Source organism: Bacillus sp. DNRA2 (genome assembly GCF_012843265.1).
Lineage (GTDB): Bacteria > Bacillota > Bacilli > Bacillales > Cytobacillaceae > Bacillus_BU.
Genome location: NZ_JABAIT010000030.1, coordinates 1 through 25356 on the forward strand (window position 1 = coordinate 1; position 25356 = coordinate 25356).

The following is a 25356-nucleotide window of genomic DNA, read 5'->3' on the forward strand; positions in this document are numbered from 1 at the left end:
CTATTTCTTCTCTTACTCATAGTGGACTCCTCCTCTTAACTAAATTGTACTCCTACTAAATTTAGGTGTCCAAATCAGTTAAGGGGCTAAAATGATTTTACTAACTTAACCGGAAAAACTCCGCTTAAAATTAAGGAAATAAGGGAATTTCCCAAGTTAAGCGGAATTTGTCCGTTTATTTTTTGAAATAATGCAAAATTAACCTTAAGCGGATTTTCGATATCTTTTACCGGGAGAATCGAACCGAAAGTGATATATACGGCAGCGGCATTGGGATGAGTATCGTTAAGAATATCGTGGAAGGTCATCAAGGAATCATCGATGTTAAAAGTAAAATTCATGAAGGCACGACAATTACGATTTCGTTACCGATAGAATGAAATAATAATCTATTAAACAAACACCGCACGGGGGTGACCGTGCGGTGTTTATGTATCTCCAACAAGAACTTCTATTCCCTATTCATGTCCCTAAAAGTAATCGGAAACCCTTTATTGTCCATTAAATGACTTTTAATTAATGGAAAAACGACAACTATGTGAAACACAAAACAAGGCTATTGTAAGCGTTTCTACACCATGTTACTCTGCATGAGATGCTGCATATAAGAGGAAAATCTTGTGATTAAAATGTAATTGGCAAACTAGAATGACGAGAGGAGAAATCTATGGGAAAGAAACAAATGGAAAAGAAATCTGAATCAGGAATGTCGAGGAGACGCTTTTTAAATCTTGGTATAGGTGCAACTGGGAGTGCCATCGCATTAGGTTATATAGGCTCTGCTGGGAAATTTCTAGAACCACCGGTAGCCAATGCAGAGACCCTAAAAGAAGTTGGGAAAGTGTTCGACTTTGAAGAAGGTGTTCCTAAATTTATTACTTATAAAGGTAGTACCGTCGACGAGGGCATCTACATAGTCAATATGGGTAAGGAAGGATGGCTTGCTTTAGAATTTCTTTGCACACATTTACAGTGCGCGGTAAGTTATGATGATGCATCAAAGCAATTCCTATGTCCTTGTCATGGGGGAGCATTTGATATGAAAGGGAATGTTCTATATGGGCCAATTCCAAAGCCTTTACAACGTCGAGTTATTGAAGCTCATGGGATTTCTGTACGTGTAGGGGGTAGGTTAGATTGAGAAAGTGGCTTGACGATCGATTGAGAGTACAGGAACTCTTAGACGCAATGTTTAAACACCCTGCTCCTAAACGGAGTAATTATTTAGACTACTTAGGTTTTGCTACTTTATTTGCTTTCTTGAATGAAGCGATAACAGGCATTTTATTGGCTACCGTATACATACCTTCCGCCAATGAGGCATACAGCAGTGTCAAAGCAATAGAAGCTTCGGTTGCTGAGAATTTTGTTCGCTCCTTGCATGCATGGGGGGCAAATTTCATGATTGTTTTAGTGGTATTACATTTGCTCCGTGTATTCTTCGTAGGAGCATATAAATACCCTCGTGAGTTAACCTGGGTTTCAGGAGTCATTCTACTTCTGGGAACGGTTGCCTTAGGATTTACAGGTTATCTTTTACCTTGGGATCAAGAGGGATACTGGGCGACGACTGTCGGCACTTCAATGGCGGGCTATGTCCCAGTGATTGGAGATCATCTCGTACAACTTTTACGGGATGGCGTAAACGTAACAAGTGCTACTTTGACCAGGTTTTACGCAATCCATATCCTTGTTCTACCTGGTGTTATCTTATTAGGCTTTTTGCCCCATATCTTTTTTGTACTTCGTCAAGGTATGTCTTCTACAGACGAACTTACTCATGCAAAAAAGCGCGGGGAAGATATCACCCAAAAATCACGCCCTTTTTATCCAAATGAAGCTTTTCGGATGGCTTTGTCTGTTTTGGTTATTGCAGTTTCCTTGTTCGTCTTAGCTGCTTATTTCCCAAAGGAATTAGGCGATCCATCTGATCCATTAAACATGGATAACTATACACCGAAGCCAGCCTGGTATTTCATGGGTGTGTATCAACTTCTGAAGTATGTTCCTGGGTCGTTGGATGTTCTTGCGATGGTGGGACTACCATTAATAGGAATTCTTGTGCTATTATTCTTGCCTTGGATTGATCGTAATCCGAGTCGTCTACCTAAGAGACGACCAATTGCACTCGGTGTTGCAGCAGTAGTGATGTTGGGGTTGGGTGTATTAACCTATCAAGGAATGAATTCTGGACCTAAGGCATTAGCCACAACGGTAGTAGTAGAGCATCCTAGTTTTGATAAAGACATTCTTCCTATTTTCCAGAATTATTGCAATCAATGTCACCCAAAATACGGAAGCTATTCTGGAATTTCTAAGGAAGTTACTCCTGAAAATCCTGATAAAAGCTTGCTTTATGAAAGTATGACAGGTAAAGCTAAATTCCCGATGCCACCTGGCAAGCCTTTGAGTAAAGAAAACATAGAAACTTTTGAAAACTGGATTCAAGATGGGGCGAAGAATAATTAACGGGACAAAGGGAAACGGGACAAAGGGACAGGTTTAATGTCCCAGTTTCAATCTCTTATCGATTAACTTTTTAAAAGCCGGGACACAGTACCTGTCCCCTAGTCCCTTCCCTAGTCCCTTCTAGTCAGTATCCATCCTCATTTTTTGTTTATAGGCCTGCTTGTTCTCATACATCAATGTATCGATTTGTTTTTGAAATTCCTCTGCTTTCATATGGGAATGGTAATCATAGACAGCGTAGCCCATACTGAAGCCAAGCTTATAAGGCTGGGCGCTGGATTCATTATATTTTTCTACACAGCAATTAATTCTGCCTGCAATCTCTTCTAATTCATCCCTATTTGATATATCTAAAACAACACAAAATTCATCCCCGCCATATCGAGCGATAAAATCATTTGATCTTAGACAGCTTTTGAGCAATTTTACTGACATCTGCAATGCGCTATCCCCTATATCATGACCGAAAGTGTCGTTTATCGATTTAAAGTCATTCAAATCTATCATCATTGCTGAAAAAGTCTTATCCTCAGAACTTTTTCTGATTTTTTCCTTCAAGTATATTTCAAGATTTTTGCGGTTATTTGTTTCTGTAAGATAATCAATGTGGAGGCTGCGATTCTGAATATTTAAAAATACAACCAAAAGAGAAAGGACAACACTGTTTAACATTAGGGAAATTCCATAAAAGGCAATTTGCAAAAAGATACTCACAAATGGTGGAAACGCAAAAAACACAAGCGAGAAAAAATGCTTCTTTTCAATTTTTTTATGATTAACGATTATGATAACAAAAGCAATAAGCAGCATCACAATCGTAAGAGAAGCAGAAACCAAAAAGAGCGGACCACGGTGGTAAATATTATCTGAGTCAATATAGTAAAACCAGCCAAAAAATTGCGATAAAATTACGATTACTGCATTTGCTCCATTAATAGCTAGTAAAGGATAAAACAAGCGCCTCGTTTTCGCCTCATCCTGAAACACTTGGAAATGAACATATAGTAACCATAATGACGGTAAGATAGCATTCAGCAGGAAAACGAAGAAATTCCCTGATTGATTTAAGATTGAATATATGTAATAGGAATTGCCATCAAACCGACTGAATATATCCGCCACCAGCATGATTATCGTAATTTGTAACATCCTCATATAAAGCTTATATTGCAGGGATTCTTTATCATCATGACTTAAAGAGTGAAAGTAGATAATTATCAAAAATAATATTGAATAGATATTTATGCCCAAATTATATACTAAACTCATAATTTTCCCGCCTTATTATTGATATATCCATATTATAATTCTACTATTTTTCACAGAAGTTATATAGCGAAAAGCGAATGGTCTAAGCAACTGCATTTTTGAATAAACACAAAAAAGCTGCTTATCATTTTAGCAACTTCAGTAAAGTATAAAATTTGAATATGATCACAGAGAGTTACTTCTTCCAGATTAAATGTTCTATTGACTATTAAGCACCAATTTGTCTTATAATAAATAAACACTGGGTAACGGCAATTACCCAGTGTTTTGATCAATTTCTTATTTTTTTGGTGCAGCAGGTGCTGCTACAGGCTGTAAGGCTGGGAAGTAACTATTAACCGCGTGATCTTTTTTCTTAAAGTTATCCTTCTCGTCATATACAGCCTGCTTCGCTTTTTCTATCTCATGATCAAGTTCTTCTAGGTTTACACCCTTCTTGACTAATTCCTCCGTTGCAATTCGGATTGCTTCATTGGATGCAACTTCAGATTTTCTAAGTGAATCCATAGAACCTTGTGGATTATGGAATCCCGCTGAACTCTCAGCGGCACAAATATCCCAGAACCATTGTCCTTTACGAACAGCTGCTTGAGCCTGCTTAATTTTTTCTTCACTTACTCCACTAATAATCATTTTATTGACATAATAATGAGCAGTAATTGAAACATCTTCAGCACTGTGCAATGCTTTCATATGAGTATCTTGAATTTCCGTAACACGCTCTTTTAATTCATCAATTTCACGGTTTGTATGACAGGTTCCACAAGATTGCTCCATTGTTTTAAGAGGAGAAGTCCACCAATGTGAAGTGATTTTCTTTTTACCGTCAACACGTTCATATGGCATATGACAGTCTGCACATGATACACCTGCTTTTCCGTGCGGACCTTCCATATGAGTTTCAAAATCAGGATGCTGGCCTTTTAGCATTGGAGTTCCTGAAATGTTATGAACCCAGTCTTTTTCAAAGCCATTTTCTTTAGCTGTCGTTTCATAATATTCGTACATTTCTTCCGGTTTAAATCCATTTGCCCATGGAAAAGTCACTTCCCCGTTTTTAGCAGCAAAATGGTATTCTACGTGACATTGTGCACAAACATAGCTTCTCATGTCATTTTTAGTTGCCTTAGAAATATCGATTCCTTGAGATTCCATTCCTTTTGTAAAACTAGGACGGGTAATACGTAAATCCATTGTTTGTGGATCATGACAGTCAGTACAACCGATTGGTGAGTGACCCATTGCTTCTGCTTTTGGCCAAATGTCATTATTAAAGTTTCCACCCCAATAATCGTCACCCATTTCCTCAATCATGTGTGGAACAGCTGTAGATTTACAGGTTAAACAAGATCCAATTGATTTGTCATTGATACGAGCAGTTTCGCGAATATCTACGTTCGCGTAAGCGTGGCCGCGGTCTTCAGTATACTGTGTTGCAAATCCATATCCATTAAAAAGAATTGGCAAATATGGTTCTTTATCATGATCATATTTACTACGATTAATAGAACCTGCATATTTCGTATCTTCCATTTCTTCTGTTTTGTAGAAGCTTTTATATTGAAGCGGGAATAAATCCTTAAACGCTTCATTTCTAATTTCATCTTTTGATAAGCCAGTTTTTAACTTTTCAGCTTTCTCTGTCACTTCTGCTCCTGAGCAACCTGCAATCAGCATGATGGCAGCGACAAGGGCTAAATAAATCCAATGAAGTTGTTTGCTAGCCATTGTTCATTGATCCTCCCTTATTTTCTAATAACTCTCCCGGTTTTGGTGCCTTATAGAATTCTTCTGTTTTAAAGCCTTTTCCATGCGGTACAGACTGGTGACAGACCGTACAGTTCTCTTTTGCATCATGTGAAATATTATCTAACGTGCTCTTATGGCAGTTAATGCAATTGGAATTGATCGCTTCCTTTGAGCCAGCAGTCGGATGCAGAACACCAGGAATTTTTTCTTCACCTAATGTGTTATAGTAGACGTGCCCTAATCCCGACTTCGCTTTGAATGTATATTTGCTCACTAAAGAATCGTGTGGTAAATGGCAGTCGCCACAAGCTATCTCAGCATGGGCAGAATCTGTAAAAGAATCATAAACATTGTTCATGATATGACAGCCCTTACAAAATTCACCAGAGTCAGTATAGGCTAACGTTTTTGCCGTCACCACTGATCCAATAATTCCAACAAATAATCCAATCAACAGAAGCAATCGTTTATCAATTGCTAGAAATTTTTTCAACATGATTTCACCTCCCTTGAAAAATAAATATCTATTAAAACACATATAACGTGTTCTAACCAAAATAGTGAAGCCTTGGCTGGATTTACTATTTTAAGATTAAGGCTGTGTTAAACTTGACTGTTGATTTCCGCTCCAGGCGCTTGCTTTCCGCGGGGCGGGCGGTGAGCCTGTCTAGCTACAGCGGCTAGGGGCTCGGGGTCATAAGCCAATCCGTCAAGAAGGTCAAAGAACGACCTTCATGCAGGCTCGTCTTATGCCTGTCACCCCTGGGCAAGCCGCTTCCACTTTTCCTTCTCCTCGGAGCTAAAGCTCCTGTGGAGTCTCACCTGTCCAGCTGCTCCCGCAGGAGTCAAGCGCCTTCCGCTCCAATCAACATTGTGTTAAAAAATCAACACTGAGCTTTAACACAGCCAAGATTAAAGTAAATAGTAGGATTGCAGTAGTAACGAAGCCTACCACCAAAAAAGGTGACAGACATACCGCTATCATTCTTTTCTATTGGAATCCTGCCAAAGAGTTTGGCTTCCCTCTTCATCCTCTAGTAGGAGGGCTGTTACCTTGTCCCCATTTTGAAAATGACGTGTACTGCCAGGTAAAACCATCAGTGTGTCGGTTTTCGCTAGACTCAATACTGCATTCGACTTGTCCATTCCAACTGGTCTTGCGATCATTTCACCATTTTCAAAAAACAGCTTACTTCGAACAAATCGAGTAAATGGATTTACTTTTGGAAAATCACAAGCAAGGGAAACCGTTTCAAACTTTAAATAAGGATGATCACTATAGAGCATTTTTCGAATAATCGGTCTAACAAACAGCTCAAAACCAACATAGCTTGCAGAAGGATTTCCAGATAAACCAAACAAAAGTTTTCCTTCAAGTGCAGTTACAGTTGTAACACTGCCAGGTCTCATCGCCACTTTATTAAACAAGACGTTACCATTTAATCTTTTGTAGATTTCTGGCATTAAATCATAATCACCTACCGATACACCACCGGTAGTAATTAAAATATCAACCTTATTTAACGCCAACGAAATCGCTTCATAACAGGGTTCTATTTCATCCGGAAGCTTACCAAAGAAGATTGGTTCTGCCCCGATTCTTTTTGCTTGGGCATCAATCATGTAGGAATTACTATTTCGAATTTTCCCATCCTGTAACGATTCACTCACATCAAGAAGTTCAGAACCTGTGGCGAAAATTCCGATTTTCGGCTTGACTGCAACAGGAACTTGAGAATATCCGAAAGTAGCAAGGACTGCTTTTACTCCCGGATTTATTCTTGTCCCTTTTTTAATTACGATTTCACCACTTCTTGTTTCTTCAGCTTGATAAGAAAGATGTTCCCCCATCTTCACTTGTCGCTTTATCGAAATATATTTTTCTCCTTCATTAGTAAACTCTTTTACTAATTCGATCGCGATGACGGCGTTTGCGCCTTTTGGTATTTTAGCCCCGGTCATAATCCTTGAAACTTCAAATGGACCCAGTTCTTTCCTCGGAACCATCCCTGCTGCAATTTCCTCTACTACTTTTAATTTTATAGGTGTAATGGAAGAAGCAATTTCTGTATCCTCCGCCCTTAAAGCAAACCCATCATAACCAGAACGAGTGAACATCGGCACATCATGAGTGGCGATAATATCTTCAGCCAAATAGCGATAATCGCATTCATCAATTGGAATCATTTCTTCCTTACCACCAAGTTGGTGGACCATCACTCTTTTTACTGCTTCAATTATTTGAATTGGATGACGTACTTCTAGCAATTAGTTCACCTCATAAGTTTTAACTGTTACTTTTTCTTTTTTCGCACCAAAAATAAATCCAAATTGCTGTAGGAAAAAGTAAAAAGTTTAAAAAGCAAAGCAGAACTACATTTACATAATTTTGATAAAAATACTGATGGACCAAATATTGAGTAAAAATAATGTTAAGCATTAAAATTCCACACAATAAAATGATACTCAAATCATTAAGCTTCATAACGTTTCACCCCCACTGCGTAAATAACGCCATTTTCTACTTTTACCTGAATTTCCGGTAACGGACGACGAGGTGGCCCTGCTGTTGGGGCTCCAGTTTCAGCATCAAATTTCCCATGGTGACATGGGCAAATCATTTCTTCCTTTTCACTATTCCAAAAAACAGGACAGCGAAGATGCGTACATGCATTTTGATATGCCACATACTTGTTTTCGGATAAGCGGATTAGAATGGCGCTATCATGTTCACCCGGAAAGGTAAAATCCACTGAATTTCCAATCTCAAGGGAGGCAGTATCTGTAATTTTTTTTTGTTTATATTCCCTTTCTTTGAGACCTGACAGCTCTTTCGCCGCAATCACTCCCCAAGGTATAGAAGACACAGCAAACACCCCTGCCGCACCAACCAATGTCTTCATAAATCCACGGCGATCAAGCCTTCGTTCATTATTTCGATTAATATTATGAGTATAATTATTTTCATCGAAGGGGATTTTATTATTTTTATCGGTCATGGTAATCCCTCCTTAGTAAATTTTTGCTATTCCTTGTAAAATACCCGGAAGATTGACTTTCACATTCGTTTCTCCCTCTAAATAAGGCATGCTTGTTACCCATTTTCCATTATCAAGATGAAACTGTTCTTGTTTTCTATGAATCTCTTCATCTGTTAACCATTGCAGTGTGTTAGTCGGACAGGCACTCGCGCACATCGGCGGAATGCCATCCTTGCTCCGGTCAATACAAAGATCACATTTATACATTAAGTTTTGTTCTGTATCAAATTTCGGAACCCCATAAGGACAAGCAATCGTACAGTTTTGACATCCAATGCATTTTTCCACAAGTGCGGATAATACCGCACCTGTTTCATGGATTTGAATGGCTTGGGCCGGACAGCTTCTTGCACAAGCAGGGTTAACACAGTGAAGACACATAAGCGGTATCGTTTGCCTATTGACAAGAGGATTTACGTCGTATACATAATTTCTATTCCTTTCCTCATGGCCGCCGCATTGGGTACAAGCGGCCAAACAAGAACGGCAACCAATACAGTTTTCCAATTCAAGATACAGCCTCTTGTTCATCTATAGCGCCTCACTTTTTGCTAGTTTTTCAATCTGAGCTGCACAAGCTTTAAATTCCGGCATTTTTGAAATTGGGTCTAGTGCTGGGTTCGTCAGGATATTTGCAGCTAATTCAAAATCCCAATGGTACGGAATAAATACGGTATCTTTACGAATAGCTTCTGTGATTTTTACTTTATAGATAACCTCACCACGACGTGTGAACAAACGTACTCTTTCCTCATGCTGAATACTATACTCTTTGGCAGTTTCCGGATGTACCTCAACAAACGGTTCGGGGCACATATCTTTCAAAAATGGGATTCTTCTAGTTTGATTGCCTGATAGATAATGGTAGACAACCCGTCCGGTTGTTAAACAAAGTGGATACTCTTCATCCGGCTCCTCAGCCGCAGGCACATACGGAAGGGCCAAAATTTTAGCTTTTCCATCTGGAAAATAAAACTTTTTATCTAAGAACATATGAGGTGTACCAGGATCTTCCTCATCCTTACATGGCCAAAATACGCCATCTTGTTTTTTAATCTTTTCCCAAGTAACCCCGTAGTAATCAGCTTTTCCACCTTTAGAAGCTAACCGCAGCTCATTAAAGACATCCTCTGATGTTTTTAAATGGGAGAAGTATTTTCCGCGGCCCAAACGTTCCGCTAATTCCACTTGTATCAGCCAATCTGGCTTGGATTCTCCCAACGGCATTTGGGCACGATTGATTTTAATTACACGACCTTCAACATTTGTTGTTGTTCCTTCATCTTCTGACCAGGTCGTCGTTGGCAGGACAACATCTGCATATTCCGCTGATTCGGATAAGAAGAAATCGGATACTACCATAAAATCAAGCTGTTTAAATACTTTTCGGACATAATTTGAGTCAGGTGCTGAAACAACCGGATTGGAGCAGAGCAGAAACATCGAACGAATGATTTTTTTCTCCATTAAGCCAAACAATTCAAAGGCAGATACTCCTTCGCCTGGCATCTCCTCAGGCTCAATTCCCCACACCTTCGCTACTTCCTTTACATGCTGTGGATCAGTAATTTTCCGGTACCCAGGTAATGCATCCGCTTTTTGACCATGTTCCCTTCCACCTTGACCGTTTCCTTGACCAGTGATCGTTCCAACCCCTGCTTTTGGCCGGCCAATATTTCCGGTAACAAGAGCCAGATTGATATAGGCTGAAACGTTATCAACGCCTTTTACTTGTTGTTCAATTCCTCTTGCAAATAACAGAATTGCATTTGGTGCTTTTCCGTAGAGTTCTGCAGCCTTGATAATTTTTTCAGGTGCAACCCCTGTAATTTGACTTGTGTATTCAGGGGTAAATTGTTTGACCAATTCTTTTGTTTCTTCAAAACCGTTCGTATGGTTTTGAACGAACTCGTCATCCACATGACCGTTTTTTATCAAGAGATGCAGAATTCCATTGGCAAGTGCCAAGTCCGTTCCAGGCCTTAAATCAAGATGAACATCAGCTCTTCTTGCAACAGGGGTCTCCCTTGGGTCCACAACAATCAAATATCCCCCTCTTTCTTGGACTGCCCACACGCGGAACATCATCGTTGGATGGCAGTCAGCCGTATTGCTTCCTGCTAGGAATAAACAATCGGTTTCTGGGATATCAGTCCAAGGCACTGTTGACCCTCGATCAATTCCTAAAGAGCGATTGATCCCGCTGGCTGCACTTGCCATACAAAAACGTCCGTTGTAATCAAGATGTTTAGTTTGCAGGGCTACACGGGCAAACTTCCCATTTAAGTAGCATTTTTCATTTGTCATTGAAACCCCGCCATATACGGAAAGAGCATCTTTTCCATAAGAAGCCTGAAGTTCCTTGAATTTCTTCACGATTAAATCGTAAGCCTCATCCCAGCTCGCTTCTCTAAATCCTTCCTTTGTCCCTTTTAAAGATGCATCATCTCGGATTAATGGCTTTAATAATCTGGCATCTAGGTTGGTCTGCTGGTATGCTGTAACACCTTTTGGACACATTTTCCCTAACGTAACCGGCCAATCGTATCGAGGTTCAACCCCAATGATTTTATTCGTTTTTGTACTCACCCTAAGATTCATTCCACACTGCATCGCACAATAACAGCAATGGGTTGGAACTAAGGTTTCATCGGGATGATTCACATTTTCAATCTCTTTAAAAAATTTATCTCGCGGATTTTTAAACTCAGACTTGTGCATGTTGATTAGCCTCCTTAAGCTTTACCTGATGAGTGGGAAATCCTGAAAACTGTGCAATTCTGTATTTGCGTCGACATGGAAGACAAAGTTCGCCAAGATGGACCCCTTCACTCGTTTTAAACTCGATTTCATTTATACTTAATACATGAATGACATCTTGAGCTTGTTCTGTTGAAACAAAATGCTCTCCACAAACCTTACAGTCTTTCATTCCTTGTTCTGCATAATGCTCCCGATAATTTCTGGCAAGAACACTCATTGGGCGAAACGGAATATGTGCCAGCTTTCCGAATGGCAAATATATTAATGTTATGATTACGGAGTATTGATGAATAATAGACATGATCGGTTGACCTACACCATGTAAAAAAACATTCATAAATGTTAGCAATAAACCTGTAAGAGAAACGAAAAGCAGCATATATAACGGCATAAAGTCATAGATAAATTTTTGTTCTGCACGTGCCTGCATATTTTTCAGCCGTCTGTAAAGAGCCAATAAAACGCCAGTAATGACCATGATTGCCGTAATATTAAGTGCATTATAGAAAACAAAAGCAATCAATCCGTCAGCCTTGACCTTCATTAAATCGATTCCCATCGTTACAACTGTATAATAGCCATTTTCATCCATTGTGAAATACATCCATCCAAACACTAATGGAAAGGTAACAAAACAAGAAAGGATACATCCCCAGCCGATTAACAAATGCTGAGTCCATCTGTAAATCCCTCGATTCCAGATAAATTTATGAGTTAGAAGGTGCTCAACTGAAACTGCGGGTGTTTTCTTTCGTCCAAGAAGCTTTAAACCTTTTTTTATCAAGATTTTTGTTGGCGGCCTTTCGCCCCATGATATAAATCGGTAAAAGAAACCACCAAAAAAAACGATAGTACCAACCATGTATCCATATAAATTTAAATCAATATGGGTAAACATCCTTGTACCAATAAAAGATAGAATGATAAGTCCACACACTGTTAAGAACATATTTTTTGCAAAGTGTGAAGCAAATGCATGGGGCGTTGATTTCTTTAAAATCTTTTCTGACGTATTGTTCACTTTCAAAAAAACTCCTCCCTTTTCAAAATAAATACCAAGCATTTTATTTTTTAGCCCTTATCCTCTCAAAGATTACACTCAGTTTATTTTGACAAATGTGCCGTTCGTCACATCTTAAATCGACTTCAAAAATTGTTAAAAATAACTTTACAGAACTAAAAATCTTGAAAATTGGACCTTTTCAACCTTAAAAAGTGGATTAGTATACTAAAAAAGGGACAAAGTGCTTCATTTACTTGACAGTAACATAGACAAAACGATTTAATTTTCAATAAGCTGTTTCATCATGTTAAACATGGCTGTGTTAACAGGCAGCCAGTATATAAAAATAAAATAAAAAAATGATGGTGAAGACTATGGAATGGAAACCGGAGAAACGAAGTGATATCCCTATTTATCAGCAAATCGCTAATTACATTCAAAAGAGGATTGCCTATGGAGAATATCCACCGGGTACGCTCCTTCCCTCCGAAAGAGCATTAGCTAAAGAATTTGATGTAAATAGAGGAACCGTTGTTACGGCGTACGATGTGTTATATTCCAATGGAATGATTGAACGGATTAAGGGGAGTGGAACAAAGGTCCATACAGATGTGTGGGGGTTAACTCGTTCACGAATCCCTAATTGGGATTTATATATCGAACGTGGATCATTTTTGCCTAATCTTCCGTTATTTCAACATATTCGTGGGGAAATCCACGGGAAAGATCTTATTAATTTTGCTAGTGGTGAATTAGCGAATGACTTAATGCCTTATGACATATTTAAAGAGATTCTTTCAAAAAATGAATTTCAACAATCACTAGGCTATGAGCATCCCCAAGGCAATCTTGGTCTTCGTCATAACATTGTTAACCACTTAAAAGAGTTTAGGAACATTGAATGTTCTAGTCAGTCAGTATTGATTACTTCGGGTGCACAACAAGCATTGCATCTCGTAACTCAATGCTTATTGGACCGAGGTGACGCAATTGCATATGAAGATCCCTCATATGCGCATTCGCTGCCTATATTTCGCTCAGCTGGTCTAAAGACATTTAAACTACCTGTTGGAAAGAATGGAATAAACCCAGAGGACATTCTTTATTTGTATCAAAAATATAAAATTAAAATGGTGTTTCTAAACCCTATATTCCAAAATCCAACTGGTAGCATTTTATCTTTAGAAAAAAGAAAACGAGTGCTGGAAATATCAAAAGAATTAGGGATTCCAGTCGTAGAAGATGATCCTTATAGCCTTATGTCATTTTCTGACCACTTAAACACTACAACACTTAAATCTCTGGATGAAAGTGGAAATGTTTTGTATATCAGTTCATTTTCTAAAATTGCGGCTTCCGGGCTTCGTATTGGGTGGATTGTAGGGCCTGATAATGTCATTCAACGTTTGGCAGATGCCAAACAGCAAATTGATTTTGGTCATAGTATTTTTCCACAATGGCTAGCTGCCGAGTATTTAAAATCAGATTCATTTGCAACAAATTTGAACTATTTAAAGGAGAAGCTTATTCATAAAAGGGATACTCTCTTATCCATTTTGGAGGCAGAACTATCGGACCATCTATCTTTTCAGGTACCAGAAGGTGGAATACACTTATGGTGCCATTTAGAAAATAATGTGAATGAATATCATTTACTTGAAGCGGCATTAAAAAATGGAGTAGCTTTTGTTCCAGGATCTTTGCTTGGCACTAATAGTGGGTATATACGTCTAACGTTCGGACGAGTGGAATCAAGTCTCATTGAAGAAGGTATCTTAAGACTTAAAAAATCATTTTTGCAACTAACAAATTAAAAAAAAACTTCACCTCTGCCTGGTGGAGTTTTTTTCCATTAATCTAAAGTAAACCTAATTGGATGGTATAAAAGTTTTCTAATTGGATGATTAAAATCAATCAATATCTACTATTATATAATAGATAGATTATTATTCTGTTCAACTTATAAAAACAATTTTTATACTAATAGAAAGTCATACACTTTTTAATAAGAGAGGTATTAGTTTGAATAATGTGCAGGAAAATCATGAGAGGACTAAGAAAAACAGCTTTCCAATAAGAGACCTAAACCACAATAATATTACTGCAGGGATGGTTGCGGGATTATTCGTTATATCAGGACCAACAGCTCTTATATTAGAAGCCTCAACTAATGGAAACTTTACTGCTGAACAGACGATATTTTGGATCTTTTCTGTATATGTTTTTGGAGGATTATTCGGGATCATTCTCCCTTTACGTTATCGAATCCCTATCGTTGGTGGTCATTCCTTAACAGGTGTTGCCTTTCTTGCAACAATGACCGATAAGTTTTCTTTTAATGAATTAATTGGAGCCTATATCTTTTCGGGATTATTGTTGTTAATAATCGGTTCTTTAGGTATTTTTTCGAAATTAATGAAATTAGTACCTAAGGAAATTATTGCAGCGATGTTATCAGGAATGATTGTAAAGTATATGGTGAACTTCATTATTTCTGTTACCGAGCTTTTAATTGTAGGAATGATTTCCTTAATCACTTTTTTTATTTTTAATAGATGGAAGACTAAAATACCACCTGTCCTTGCGGCAATTACGATTGGCACTATTGTTCTTATCATAACTTACCCATTACAAAATGTTGATTGGGCAACATCGGGCGGAATCTTTCCGCATATACAATGGCCAGACATAAATACAGTCAGCTTCCTTTCTGTATCGATCCCACTTGCATTACTTATTTTAAGCAATGATGCAGCGGTTTCCATTGGCGCTCTAGAGCAAAATCATTATCAGACACCTGTTAATCGGATTATTTCTTTAAGTGGGATTTTTTCAGTCATTGCCTCCTTCTTTGGCGGTCAATCAGCTAATATTGCTGGAATGGCGACTGTCATTTGTTCTGATGAAGAAGCTGGACAAAAGGATAAAAGATACATGGGTGCTGTTGTAACGGGTTTACTCCTACTTTTATTCGGTTTATTCTCATGGAAACTCGTTCCTGTTATTAATGCTTTGCCAAAGGAATTTATCTCCATCATTGCGGGATTTTCCCTCATTACGGTTTTCGGCAATAGTCTTCAGCAAAGTTTCTCTAGGCAATCTATGAGAACAAGTGCAACCTTTGCCTTTATTATCGCAATGTCAAACATTACTATTTTAAATATAAGTTCGCCGGTTTGGTCCTTATTAATAGGATCCCTTATTGCACGGTATATAGAATCAGACACGAAGAAATAAAATGGAAACTTTAAAATGAATTGTAAGATAAAAGATTAGACAATCCCGGTCCTCCCAACCGTGCAAAATCTTAAAAAACTAAGAAAAATGGTGTCCCAAAAGATGAATTTTGGGACACCATTTTTTTACTTAAAGGAAAAACTTCTAGACTAACCTTTAAAAGTTGTTGATTAACAAACTTTTGTATAGCTTTTGCTAGCCCTATTTTATACTCTCCAAAAAAGCCCTCATTCTTTTCATTGCTTCATTGAGGTTATCCATTGAGGAGGCATAGGAACAACGTATATGACCTTCTCCACTTTCACCGAAAGCATTCCCAGGAACGACGGCAACCTTTTGGTTGATTAAGAGCTGCTCTGCAAACTCTTCCGATGAAAGCCCCGTGCTACGAATGGATGGAAACACATAAAATGCTCCACCAGGTAAATGACATTTCAATCCCATTTCATTGAGATGACTAACCACGAGGTTACGTCGTTGGCGATAACTTTTTCTCATTTCAATTACATGGTCCTTACCATTTCTCAACCCTTCAATTGCTCCATATTGACTCATCGAAGGAACAGAAACAAGCGTATTTTGCATGACTCTTAAAATAGCTTGTGTGAGAAATTCTGGCGCACATATATACCCTAATCTCCAGCCAGTCATTGCAAATCCCTTTGAAAATCCCGAAACAATAATCGTTCGTTCTCTCATACCTGCAATAGAGGCAATCGAACAAAATGAATCATCGTATGATAACTCAGCATATATTTCATCAGTAATCACAAGCAAATCATGACTAATAGCGATCTCTGCAATTGATTTTAACTCTTGTTCATTTAATAAACTTCCAGTCGGATTGTTGGGAGAACAAATAAGAATAGCTTTTGTTTTTTCAGTAATGGCTCGTCTTATTTGTTCTGGCTGAGGCTTAAATTCCGTTTCAATTGAAGTTTGAACTAAAACCGGCTTTCCACCTGCCAGAGTAATCAATGGGGCATAAGCAACATAGCTCGGCTCTATCATGATCACTTCTTCACCAGGATTTAAAACAGTCCTTAGCGAAATATCTAGTGCTTGGCTTCCACCAACAGTCACAAGAATATCTGTATAAGGTGAATAGGTAACTTGAAAACGATTTTTCATATAAGAGGAAATTTCTTTCCTTAAATCAAGAAGTCCTTCTCTTTCAGTATACGATGTATAACCTCGCTCGATGGACTGAATCGAAGCATGACAAATTGACCAGGGTGTTATAAAATCTGGTTCCCCCACCCCAAGTGAGATAACCCCATCCATTGTTTCGGCTAAATCGAAGAATCGCCTTATTCCAGATGGCTTTATTTGAATAACTAATGAAGATAACTTAGATCGCATAATCCAATCACCAATTTTATTACCGGACATCTGAAAAATACCCGATTATTATTTTTACTTGATTGCATGGTGTTCTTTTACCACACGTAAATAGTTTAACTCAGAATCCTCTGCACCTTGAACCGGAAGTCCCGCCTCTATATTTTCTTTAATATAGATTATATTTTCAAATGTTATAACCTCACCCGGGATAAAAATCGGAATTCCAGGTGGATAAACCATAACAAATTCTGCGATGATTCTTCCCACAGATTGTTCAATTGGAACCATTTCTGTATCTGCATAAAAAGCATCACGAGGTGTTAAGGCTAATGAAGGAATATCCGGCAATATAACGAATGGATTTCGTTTGGAAACTGAGTTTCTATACTCAACGGACAACTCCCTTAAAGCTTTTACAAGCATAAATAAATCCACTTCACAGTCACCTGATGTGACAATACAAAGAATGTTGTATAAATCCGACATCTCAACTTCAATAGTATATTTCTCACGTAGCCATACCTCTACATCATGTCCGGAGACCCCTAAATCTTTTACAGAGATTAAAAGTTTTGTTGGGTCATAGGCAGCCGCAGCAGTTGAATGTAACACTTCTTTACCCATACAATACAAACCTTCAATTTGATTTATTTCATATCGTGTTTTCTCTGCCAGTCGAATACAATCTTCAAGCAAAGCTTGTCCCTCTGTTGCCATAGATTTTCTGGCCACATCCAATGATGCAAGCAATAAGTATGAGGTGGAGGTTGTTGTCAGCATACTTAATATCGTTTGAACTCTCTGTGGTGATACGAGATTCCCACGTAAGTTTAAGATTGAACTCTGAGTAAGTGAACCGCCAAGTTTATGAACGCTTGTAGCTGCCATGTCAGCACCTGCCTTCATAGCGGATATTGGTAATTCGTGATGAAAATGAATATGAGCACCGTGAGCCTCATCCACTAGCACTGGGATATTCCTAGAGTGAGCAATGTTTACAATTTTTTTCAAATCCCCGGAAACGCCAAAGTAGGTTGGATTTATTACAAGTACGGCTTTCGAATCCGGATGCTGTTTTAATGCTCTTTCTACAGAATCCGGTGTAATCCCATGAGAAATACCCAGTTTAGGATCGACTTCAGGATGTACAAAAACAGGAATAGCTCCTGATAAGACAATTCCACTCATAATTGATTTATGGACATTTCTTGGTACGATAATTTTATCTCCAGGATTACAAACCGACATAACCATAGCGATAATTGCACCGCTTGTCCCCTGTACTGAAAAAAAGGTATAATCCGCTCCGAATGCTTCTGCCGCAAGATCTTGAGCTTCTTTTATGACTCCTTTCGGCAAATGTAAATCATCTAACGGACCGATATTGATCAAATCTATCGATAGTGCATTATCTCCAATAAATTCTCTAAAGTCCGGATTCATCCCTCTCCCTTTCTTATGTCCAGGAATATGAAATTGAATAGGATCTTTTTTTGCGTGTTCTGTAAGAGCCGTAAATAGTGGAGTATCAAATTGGGTTCTATTCTGATTTTTTTCCATATCTAAATCTAAATTTGTATCTCTTTCCAATGTAACCGTTCCAGAATACATACTTTTATTCTCCTTTCTTGTCTAGGTCCTTTGCCCCTTTATAGATAAAATCAAACAGATCCTCTAGATCGTTTTCTTCTACACAAGAGAAGGCAATTCTTAAATCTGTATCATTAATCGCAATAGTCCCCACCCCATATTGATCTAATAAATGCACTCTAAGTTTTTTCTGCATTGAGCTTTAGAAACTTAAGGCACATAAAATAGCCAGAATTAAAGGGATAGTAGGACCAGTATTTTTTATATTTATCTTTCTTAAGAATTTCCTTAACCTTTCGAGCCCTTCGTTCCAATAATGTGAACTTTTCCTGTTTTTCTGCCGCAAATCGTTTTGATTGTAATGAATCCAACGTAATGGTTTGCGACAAATGAGAAGAACTCGAAATGGTCCCCCTAATAATCCCTTTTGTCTTTTCCTCTAATGCTCCCAAAACAGCCTGACTTTCTGTGGCATATGTGAGAAAACCAACGCGAAATCCCCATACATAATTCTCTTTAGTCGCGCCATCTATTTTGATAGGTAAAATTTTCGGATGTAATCCTGCAAGTTTACCAAATAATGATTCTTTGATGGAATCTTCGTAAAATAAACCAAAATAAGCATCATCTAAAATAACCACCAGTTTAATATCCGCTAAGGCAGCTTCATGTAAAACAGAAATAATACCCTCTGTTTCCTCAGTATTAGGTGTATAACCAGTAGGATTATTAGGAAAATTCAACAACACTATTGCCTTCCCGGATAAAGATTGTTTCAGTACACATTCTCGAAAAGAGGAAACATTAAATTGTTGCTTTTCATCGAATAGAGGAAAAGTCACTAGATTCCCACCACATCTAACATGAAAAATTGATTGATAGTTTCCCCAATACTTATCAGGTACGATGATGGTATCGTAACGATCTACAAATAAATCTGCTATTATACTTAGTCCATGTGTAAGAGCATTTGTTACGATGGGTAATCCAATAGTCTTATTTTGTAAAGATGGATTGTCTCTTAATAACTTCTCTTTCCAGGCAAGGCGTAAACCCAGTTTCCCCTCAGGAGGTGCATATGGATAAATGTCCTGAGGAGAGTATCCGGAAAGCTGATCTTGTATATGTTTAAAGTGCATTGGCTGATTATTCTCAGTAGCAATACCGATTGTTGCATTAAATCGATAGGCTTTTTTGCTGGCCTCCGCACTCTGACAGAGTATACCTTTTGGATAGTATAAATGTTTTCCTAGATTAGAGAGCATATCATATATATATGGATTTTCATTTTTTATCGTGTCATTTAGTTGTTTCGCCAAAACATTCAATGCTCTATCCCCTTCATTCACCATTTAGAATCGTAGTTAATTGTTCAATGAAAATAGTATTTTCTTCTGAAGTACCGACAGAAATGCGAATAAACTCAGGCATCCCCCAAGTATTTCCATAGCGAACAATAATTCCTTTAGACATCAATTCATGATAGATATCTTTTGTTTTAGGTCCAAATTCAACTAAAACAAAATTACTCATACTTTCAATATATTTTAGCTTGAGTCCATCAAAAGCCTGATACAGTTGTTCACGTCCGACTCTATTCACTTCTTTTGATTTCTCCACATGCTCTTCATCTGTAATAGCAGCGGCAGCGGCAACCTGTGCCATAGAATTGACATTAAAAGGTTCCTTCACCTTCAAAATACAATTAATAATGGACTCCCCTGCGATACCAAATCCGACACGAAGACCGGCTAGACCATAGATTTTTGAAAAAGTTTGTAGAACTATAATTGGATATTCCTTTTTTACAAATTCTATGCCATCAGTATAGTCAGCAGATGTCGCAAAATGGCTGTAAGCTGCGTCAAAAACTACTAAAATGTGTTTTGGCAAAGAGGCTAATAATTGCTCTAGCTCATTCCTTCGTAAATAGGTACCAGTTGGGTTATTTGGGGAGCATATATATATCAATTTTGTTTTTTCCGTAACAGAAGAAATAATCTCTCCAATATTAAATTTAAAATCTTTATTTAGTGGAACCGATACAATGTTTGCCCCCATTAGATTGGCTCCAAAATCATATTCACTAAAGGATGGGGAAGGAACAATGATTTCATCGCCAGGTTCCAAAAATGTCTCAGAAATTAAAGTAATCAGTTCATCTGCTCCATTTGTAATGATTAGATTCTTTTCACTCAATCCACAACTTTGTGCAATTTTATTCTTTAGGTTTGTGGCGTTTGCATCCGGATATCGGTTCAATCCTGTTAAGCAGCCAGAAAGTTCCTTTATAGCTTTTGGTGATGGTCCGATTGGATTTTCATTTGAGGCTAATTTAATCACCCTATCTAAACCTAATTCTTTCTGCACTTCCCATATCGGTTTTCCGGGTACATACGGTTTAATTTTTGTTAATACTTTGCGAGATTCAATTAGATTCATTCCAATCATCCTTTCTTGCACTATTCCATAATAAAACAATGTCGGATTTTGAAACCATCCAATCAACGGGTTTTTATATCATCCACTCTGTTTCATTTCTCCTTTATTTCCTAAAAAGGCAATAAAAAAAGGCATGGAATTCCATTGCCTTTTATGTTTAACGATTTTTTTAGTTAACCAAATCCTATTTTGGTTCTGGAGTTGGAGTTGGTGTACCAAAAGTCTCATATTTTTTATTAATGTAATTGTTAATCTCTTTTAGGCTTTTACCATCTTGATTCATTTCTACCGCCTCACGGGCGATTTGGACACAAATGTCTCAAGCCGTTCCATGTGGATCCCATTCAGTTATCACATTGCCTGAACCCATATTTTTAACAAAACAATCAAGATTGCTTTTATGACCTGCACCCTCGTTGCAACCACAGAAACAAGGGACAGATGCTAATACTTTAGGATTCTCAGCAGCCATTTTATAAGTCTCTTGAACAATGGCTGGGGAAGATAATACAAAGTCAGGGAATTCCGTATGTTTTGAATCCAATGCTAAGTCATTATTCGAGCTACATCCTGCTAATAACCCTGTAAAAATGAGTAATACCATGATGAAATTTGAATATCTCATGTAATTAAAACTCCATTTCAAATATTTAATGATTTATCCTGCCTATTTATGAAACGAGTATTGGCTAAGTTTTTACCATCTCCTTTGTATAAATCCTAGTATTTGTATCTATATCATAAGGAATTTACCCCAAATTCCGGACCATCCAATCTCCAAAGTTTTTCCTCATCCAATTTATCTATTTTGGTTTATATAAAAATTTCAATTTTCATTAAAAGTCTTATGTATCAAAGATTTTATAAAAAAAGACCCAGTGCAGCATCACACCAGACCTTCAAACTCACAAGTGGATGGTATATTAACCCCATTATTGGATGGTTAAACTTTCAATGTTTAACTTTAAAATACTTTATAGATAGTAAATTTCATTCTAATCAATTAATAAATAAGATTTTAGTTATGAAATGAATCGTGAATAAAGGGGGATTATTTTGATTTTTGCCTATACACTTATTGTTATTACCTTAATAGCAGCTGTTATCGGAACACTGGTACTGACAACAAAATCGGATGAAAACTATAAAAAAGAAACAAAACAAAATACATTTAGACTGACATCTATTTATATCATTGTCATCCTATTTTCTCTAATGGGTTTAGCCTGGTACATCACGAATTTTTAGACACAAGTCATAAAAACATCCTTAAAAATTTATGATTGGAGTATCTATATTATGGAGTTATTTCTTATGCTTTTTCTAGTCTTAGCAATGGTGACTTTATTCTTTTCAGGTTATTTCATTGGCGTATTAAGAGAACGTCATGGTAAAAGTTGGATAATGTGGGTACCAGCTTGTATTGCTGTATTTATGTTTAACATTATTTGGGCTATAACCGAGATGGCAAAGTCTCCGAGATGGCACTAAATATTTGAATTATTTTTTTATCGTTTTTATAAACAAATTTTTCAGCAAATAAATAACCATTATGTAGCTTAAAAATCCAAAAAGCGTTGATCCTAAATGGATTAACGAGACTTATCATAACTCATTAAACTTAGTTATTAACCATCCAATATAGGACTTAACTTACCATCCAATTTTTGAATTTGAGGAAAATCTCTAAAAAACTTTTTATCATTGCTTGTCTTTTGCACATTGTTTTTATTTCCGATCTTATCGACAACATCATCTGAAAAAAAATCAAATTCAAACACTAAGCCATAATAATTATAAAAGGCATTCTCAAAAGATATAACTTTCGAGAATGCCTTTTTGGATTAACGCTCAAATGTAATTATTTTATTTAGCTTCAAGTTCACTTTCTGTCACCCATTTATGGTTTGTCACTTTTTCCCCATTTGTAGTTAGGGTGAAATCGATCATATAGACAGTCGTTTTTTCAGCTGAATCTATTACTGCGGTTACTCCATCCATCCCCTTCATGTGGTCGGCATCTATCTTTACTTCAGTTCCTGGTTTAAGAGGTTCCGTCCCAGCATCAACGATTTCTTCCTGAATAACCCATTTATGATTTTCGACTTTTTCTCCACCATCTGTCGGCGTATAAGAAATTGTATAGGCGATTGTGTCATAGGCACCAACAATGGTTGCTTCTGCGCCCTCCATTCCCTCCATATGCCCTTCCTTGATAATGACCTTTTCTCCTACTTTATAAGTTGGATTTTCTGCCACTTTCAATCCCTTTGGCACTTCACTCGTTCCCGAATGATCCATCTCCATGCTATGGTCTTGTACAGATTGAGCCTCATTCTCGTTATTTCCAGAACAAGCTGATAGGGTAATTGCAGTAACGATTGAGACAATGCCTATCACAAATTTTTTATTTTTCATATTGATCACCTCAATGTTTTTCCATTTACAGAACATCATAATAAAAACATATGTAGATAATATGAATTTTCGAAAAAGCAAACGATAAAAGTCACAATTTTATAAAAAATAGCAAAAAAATATGAAAAAGGGATTTAAGCGCGGCTTGCTTGTTTTTTCACAGCAAATAGCTTAAATCCCTTAATATGTAAAGTTTGGCGGGAGCGCATGGGAATCGGACCCACCTCACCTGGCACGCAGGTCACAGACGGTTTGAAAACTTGCCACCTCGTCTGACCTCAACCCTTACCCCAACACTTTTAAAATAAAAACAGAAATAATCTTCTCTACTTAAGTTTAAACTATTAATGAATTTTAAAAGGAAGAGTCCGTCCGTTTTCAATTTGAACCAAGAGCCCGAACGGTAAATTTGTTTGACTGACAAGGAGGAAATTAGATGATTCAAGAGGTGCTAACACACTTCCATTCTTTTATAGTGCATTTTCCAATTGCTATTATTTGTATTGCTACCTTCTATGATTTGTTTTGGATTTTGATCAAAAGAAAATTCACTCCGAAACAAGGGTATTGGCTATGGCTTCTGGGTTTCATTACGATGTGGATTGCCATTGGGACAGGTCCGGAAGATGACGCAGAGGGAATTTCAAACTTTTTTTCATCACATGAAAACATGGCCCTTCTTGCAACACTCATTACCTTTTTTGTGGTAGCAATTCGAACGTTGATGCTGTTAAAAAAGAAGGAACCCATAAAGACTATGTTAATCGTTTATTGTATTTTAATGCTGCTGAGTACGGTAACCACGCTGTCTGTCGGCTACTATGGGGGTAAAATGGTTTACACTGAAGGAATCGGAGTAAGGTTAAACGGAAAATTTGTAAACCCTCCGGAATAATTAGTATAGAGCCACGGGGACAGGTTCACTGTCCCACCGTTTTTTTTGTGTGATTTGAAATCCAATAAACGTAGAAAAGTCACGTGAGAACCTAGGATACTTTTGCTATCCGGGGGACATGCACCGATTCTTGAAAGATTAAATTCAGTTAATACTCTGCTTAAATCTCTCAACAATCTCTTCTTTGGCTTTTAAGCGTCCATATCCTAAAGCATTATAATACTTGATATGTTTTTCGGTGGCCTCTATTGCTTTTTGAAACGCTCTTTCTCCAAAATCCTTTCTTATATTCTCCAAGAAATATGTAGTACCGTAATTACTCATAACTCTTTGATACTCTTTTCCGTCCATCATTGATAGAAAATCAGTAATATAATCTTGGGCTGAACCTGGATTCATACCTGTTGCATTAGAGATTGCCAGTTTTCCTTCCTGTCTGGACAGTTGTCCAAAATAAACTTTCTTTGCAATATTATAAGATGTTTCAATCATCTCATTCGTGATTTTGGTGCTTGAAGAACTTTTAGATTTTCTATCTTTTCCCTCATTTTGAAGATTAACATCATTAATGTTCGGCACTGTAGAAGTGCTTTTCAAATCAGAATGATATTCTTTTGATGCTTTTGAAAAGCTTTCAGCAACGTACTGCTTCATGAACCGAGTGATGACATCTTTGGAAGTTTCCTTATTGAGCGTTAATGCAAGATGAAATTTTTCCGCTAAATCCTTATCAATCGAAAAGTCAATACTCTTCCCCTTTTCCATATATAAGCCTCCCCATGGCTAAAAAAGTTATTCATCTATATCAATCATAAACTAGCTAATCGAATTTGATAATAACCTATAAACAATTTCAGTCTAAAGGTTGGTTTACATCAAAGGTTAAAACATGCCTCGTGAAAAGCACTTTGGAACTGCTATCGTTACAAGGAAAACGCCTACATCCAGAGAAAATAAACACTTGTAATTCAACCATTTCTCCCCGTTTAATAAAAGGAGATTTTTCGAGTCGTTTAAATATACTTAAATACTAATAATACAATGGGGTAAAAATGAAAATTGTCCAGAAATGCACCAATTTTAGCGATAAAATTATGATGTTTTGCTTAATATTTAAAATAATTTCTACTAAAGTT

Annotated in this window: 22 protein-coding genes and 1 pseudogene; 8 read left to right on the forward strand and 15 right to left on the reverse strand. The window is 37.4% G+C overall.

What is annotated here, in order from left to right; translation table 11 throughout:
- Positions 1 to 212: 212 nt before the first annotated feature.
- The 3 genes from HHO41_RS19215 (at position 213) to HHO41_RS19225 (ending at position 2469) form a co-directional block, all read left to right on the forward strand.
- The gene (locus HHO41_RS19215; RefSeq protein ID WP_348981331.1) at positions 213 to 380 is read left to right on the forward strand and encodes an ATP-binding protein; all 168 of its coding nucleotides are present in this window, start codon (positions 213 to 215) and stop codon (positions 378 to 380) included.
- A gap of 287 nt (positions 381 to 667) precedes the next feature.
- Positions 668 to 1141 carry a QcrA and Rieske domain-containing protein gene (locus tag HHO41_RS19220; RefSeq protein WP_169101728.1) on the forward strand — a complete coding sequence of 158 codons (474 nt, stop codon included), beginning with the start codon at positions 668 to 670 and terminating at the stop codon, positions 1139 to 1141.
- Positions 1138 to 2469 (forward strand): cytochrome b, encoded by a 1332-nt coding sequence (locus HHO41_RS19225; RefSeq protein ID WP_169101730.1) that lies wholly within the window; start codon positions 1138 to 1140, stop codon positions 2467 to 2469. Before HHO41_RS19220 ends, HHO41_RS19225 begins: the two co-directional genes overlap by 4 nt.
- A gap of 120 nt (positions 2470 to 2589) precedes the next feature.
- Here the strand turns inward: HHO41_RS19225 and HHO41_RS19230 are convergent, their stop codons facing one another.
- The 8 genes from HHO41_RS19230 to HHO41_RS19265 form a co-directional block, all read right to left on the reverse strand.
- Positions 2590 to 3738 carry a GGDEF domain-containing protein gene (locus tag HHO41_RS19230; protein ID WP_169101732.1) on the reverse strand — a complete coding sequence of 383 codons (1149 nt, stop codon included), beginning with the start codon at positions 3736 to 3738 and terminating at the stop codon, positions 2590 to 2592.
- A 279-nt stretch (positions 3739 to 4017) separates the two neighbouring features.
- Positions 4018 to 5466, reverse strand: coding sequence for an ammonia-forming cytochrome c nitrite reductase subunit c552 (locus HHO41_RS19235; protein ID WP_169101734.1), 1449 nt, complete (start codon positions 5464 to 5466; stop codon positions 4018 to 4020).
- Positions 5459 to 5983 carry a cytochrome c3 family protein gene (locus HHO41_RS19240; RefSeq protein ID WP_169101736.1) on the reverse strand — a complete coding sequence of 175 codons (525 nt, stop codon included), beginning with the start codon at positions 5981 to 5983 and terminating at the stop codon, positions 5459 to 5461. The genes HHO41_RS19235 and HHO41_RS19240 overlap by 8 nt, the downstream gene beginning before the upstream one ends.
- A gap of 485 nt (positions 5984 to 6468) precedes the next feature.
- Positions 6469 to 7755 (reverse strand): molybdopterin molybdotransferase MoeA, encoded by a 1287-nt coding sequence (locus HHO41_RS19245; RefSeq protein WP_169101737.1) that lies wholly within the window; start codon positions 7753 to 7755, stop codon positions 6469 to 6471.
- Between the two features lie 206 nt (positions 7756 to 7961).
- Positions 7962 to 8486, reverse strand: coding sequence for a QcrA and Rieske domain-containing protein (locus HHO41_RS19250; protein ID WP_169101738.1), 525 nt, complete (start codon positions 8484 to 8486; stop codon positions 7962 to 7964).
- Positions 8487 to 8498: 12 nt separating this feature from the next.
- On the reverse strand, positions 8499 to 9059 hold the full coding sequence (locus tag HHO41_RS19255; RefSeq protein ID WP_169101739.1) for a 4Fe-4S dicluster domain-containing protein: 561 nt from the start codon (positions 9057 to 9059) through the stop codon (positions 8499 to 8501).
- On the reverse strand, positions 9060 to 11249 hold the full coding sequence (locus tag HHO41_RS19260; protein WP_169101740.1) for a molybdopterin oxidoreductase family protein: 2190 nt from the start codon (positions 11247 to 11249) through the stop codon (positions 9060 to 9062).
- Positions 11236 to 12240 carry a hypothetical protein gene (locus HHO41_RS19265; RefSeq protein ID WP_248278544.1) on the reverse strand — a complete coding sequence of 335 codons (1005 nt, stop codon included), beginning with the start codon at positions 12238 to 12240 and terminating at the stop codon, positions 11236 to 11238. Before HHO41_RS19265 ends, HHO41_RS19260 begins: the two co-directional genes overlap by 14 nt.
- A 428-nt stretch (positions 12241 to 12668) precedes the next feature.
- Here HHO41_RS19265 and pdxR point away from each other — a divergent pair, with 428 nt between their 5' ends.
- Both pdxR and HHO41_RS19275 read left to right on the forward strand, forming a co-directional pair.
- Entirely contained in the window at positions 12669 to 14108 is a 1440-nt protein-coding gene (gene pdxR, locus HHO41_RS19270; RefSeq protein ID WP_169101742.1) for a MocR-like pyridoxine biosynthesis transcription factor PdxR, read from the forward strand.
- Between the two features lie 217 nt (positions 14109 to 14325).
- Positions 14326 to 15531 (forward strand): benzoate/H(+) symporter BenE family transporter, encoded by a 1206-nt coding sequence (locus HHO41_RS19275; RefSeq protein ID WP_348981332.1) that lies wholly within the window; start codon positions 14326 to 14328, stop codon positions 15529 to 15531.
- A gap of 201 nt (positions 15532 to 15732) precedes the next feature.
- Here the strand turns inward: HHO41_RS19275 and HHO41_RS19280 are convergent, their stop codons facing one another.
- The 5 genes and pseudogenes from HHO41_RS19280 to HHO41_RS22480 all read right to left on the reverse strand — a co-directional run bounded on the left by HHO41_RS19280 (position 15733) and on the right by HHO41_RS22480 (position 21532).
- A complete protein-coding gene (locus HHO41_RS19280) occupies positions 15733 to 16893 on the reverse strand; it encodes an aminotransferase (RefSeq protein WP_169101743.1) in 1161 nt (386 codons plus the stop codon).
- A gap of 54 nt (positions 16894 to 16947) precedes the next feature.
- Positions 16948 to 18435 carry an aminotransferase class I/II-fold pyridoxal phosphate-dependent enzyme gene (locus HHO41_RS19285; protein ID WP_169101798.1) on the reverse strand — a complete coding sequence of 496 codons (1488 nt, stop codon included), beginning with the start codon at positions 18433 to 18435 and terminating at the stop codon, positions 16948 to 16950.
- Positions 18436 to 18490: 55 nt separating this feature from the next.
- Positions 18491 to 19793, reverse strand: a pseudogene (locus tag HHO41_RS19290) (aminotransferase class I/II-fold pyridoxal phosphate-dependent enzyme).
- Between the two features lie 13 nt (positions 19794 to 19806).
- Positions 19807 to 20916: a histidinol-phosphate transaminase gene (hisC, locus tag HHO41_RS19295; protein WP_169101800.1), complete on the reverse strand. Its 1110-nt coding sequence runs from the start codon at positions 20914 to 20916 to the stop codon at positions 19807 to 19809.
- Positions 20917 to 21091: 175 nt separating this feature from the next.
- On the reverse strand, positions 21092 to 21532 hold the full coding sequence (locus HHO41_RS22480; protein WP_348981329.1) for a PCYCGC motif-containing (lipo)protein: 441 nt from the start codon (positions 21530 to 21532) through the stop codon (positions 21092 to 21094).
- A 431-nt stretch (positions 21533 to 21963) separates the two neighbouring features.
- Here HHO41_RS22480 and HHO41_RS19310 point away from each other — a divergent pair, with 431 nt between their 5' ends.
- Both HHO41_RS19310 and HHO41_RS19315 read left to right on the forward strand, forming a co-directional pair.
- Entirely contained in the window at positions 21964 to 22155 is a 192-nt protein-coding gene (locus tag HHO41_RS19310) for a hypothetical protein (RefSeq protein ID WP_169101748.1), read from the forward strand.
- 66 nt (positions 22156 to 22221) lie between these two features.
- Complete coding sequence (locus tag HHO41_RS19315; protein ID WP_248278543.1) at positions 22222 to 22398, forward strand: hypothetical protein; 177 nt, start codon at positions 22222 to 22224, stop codon at positions 22396 to 22398.
- A 375-nt stretch (positions 22399 to 22773) separates the two neighbouring features.
- Here HHO41_RS19315 and HHO41_RS19320 read toward each other — a convergent pair whose 3' ends face one another.
- A complete protein-coding gene (locus HHO41_RS19320) occupies positions 22774 to 23325 on the reverse strand; it encodes a YdhK family protein (protein ID WP_169101752.1) in 552 nt (183 codons plus the stop codon).
- A 436-nt stretch (positions 23326 to 23761) separates the two neighbouring features.
- Between HHO41_RS19320 and HHO41_RS19325 the strand changes: the two genes are divergently transcribed.
- Positions 23762 to 24220, forward strand: coding sequence for a DUF2231 domain-containing protein (locus HHO41_RS19325; protein WP_169101754.1), 459 nt, complete (start codon positions 23762 to 23764; stop codon positions 24218 to 24220).
- A 144-nt stretch (positions 24221 to 24364) separates the two neighbouring features.
- Here the strand turns inward: HHO41_RS19325 and HHO41_RS19330 are convergent, their stop codons facing one another.
- The gene (locus tag HHO41_RS19330; protein WP_169101756.1) at positions 24365 to 24985 is read right to left on the reverse strand and encodes a hypothetical protein; all 621 of its coding nucleotides are present in this window, start codon (positions 24983 to 24985) and stop codon (positions 24365 to 24367) included.
- Positions 24986 to 25356: the final 371 nt, after the last annotated feature.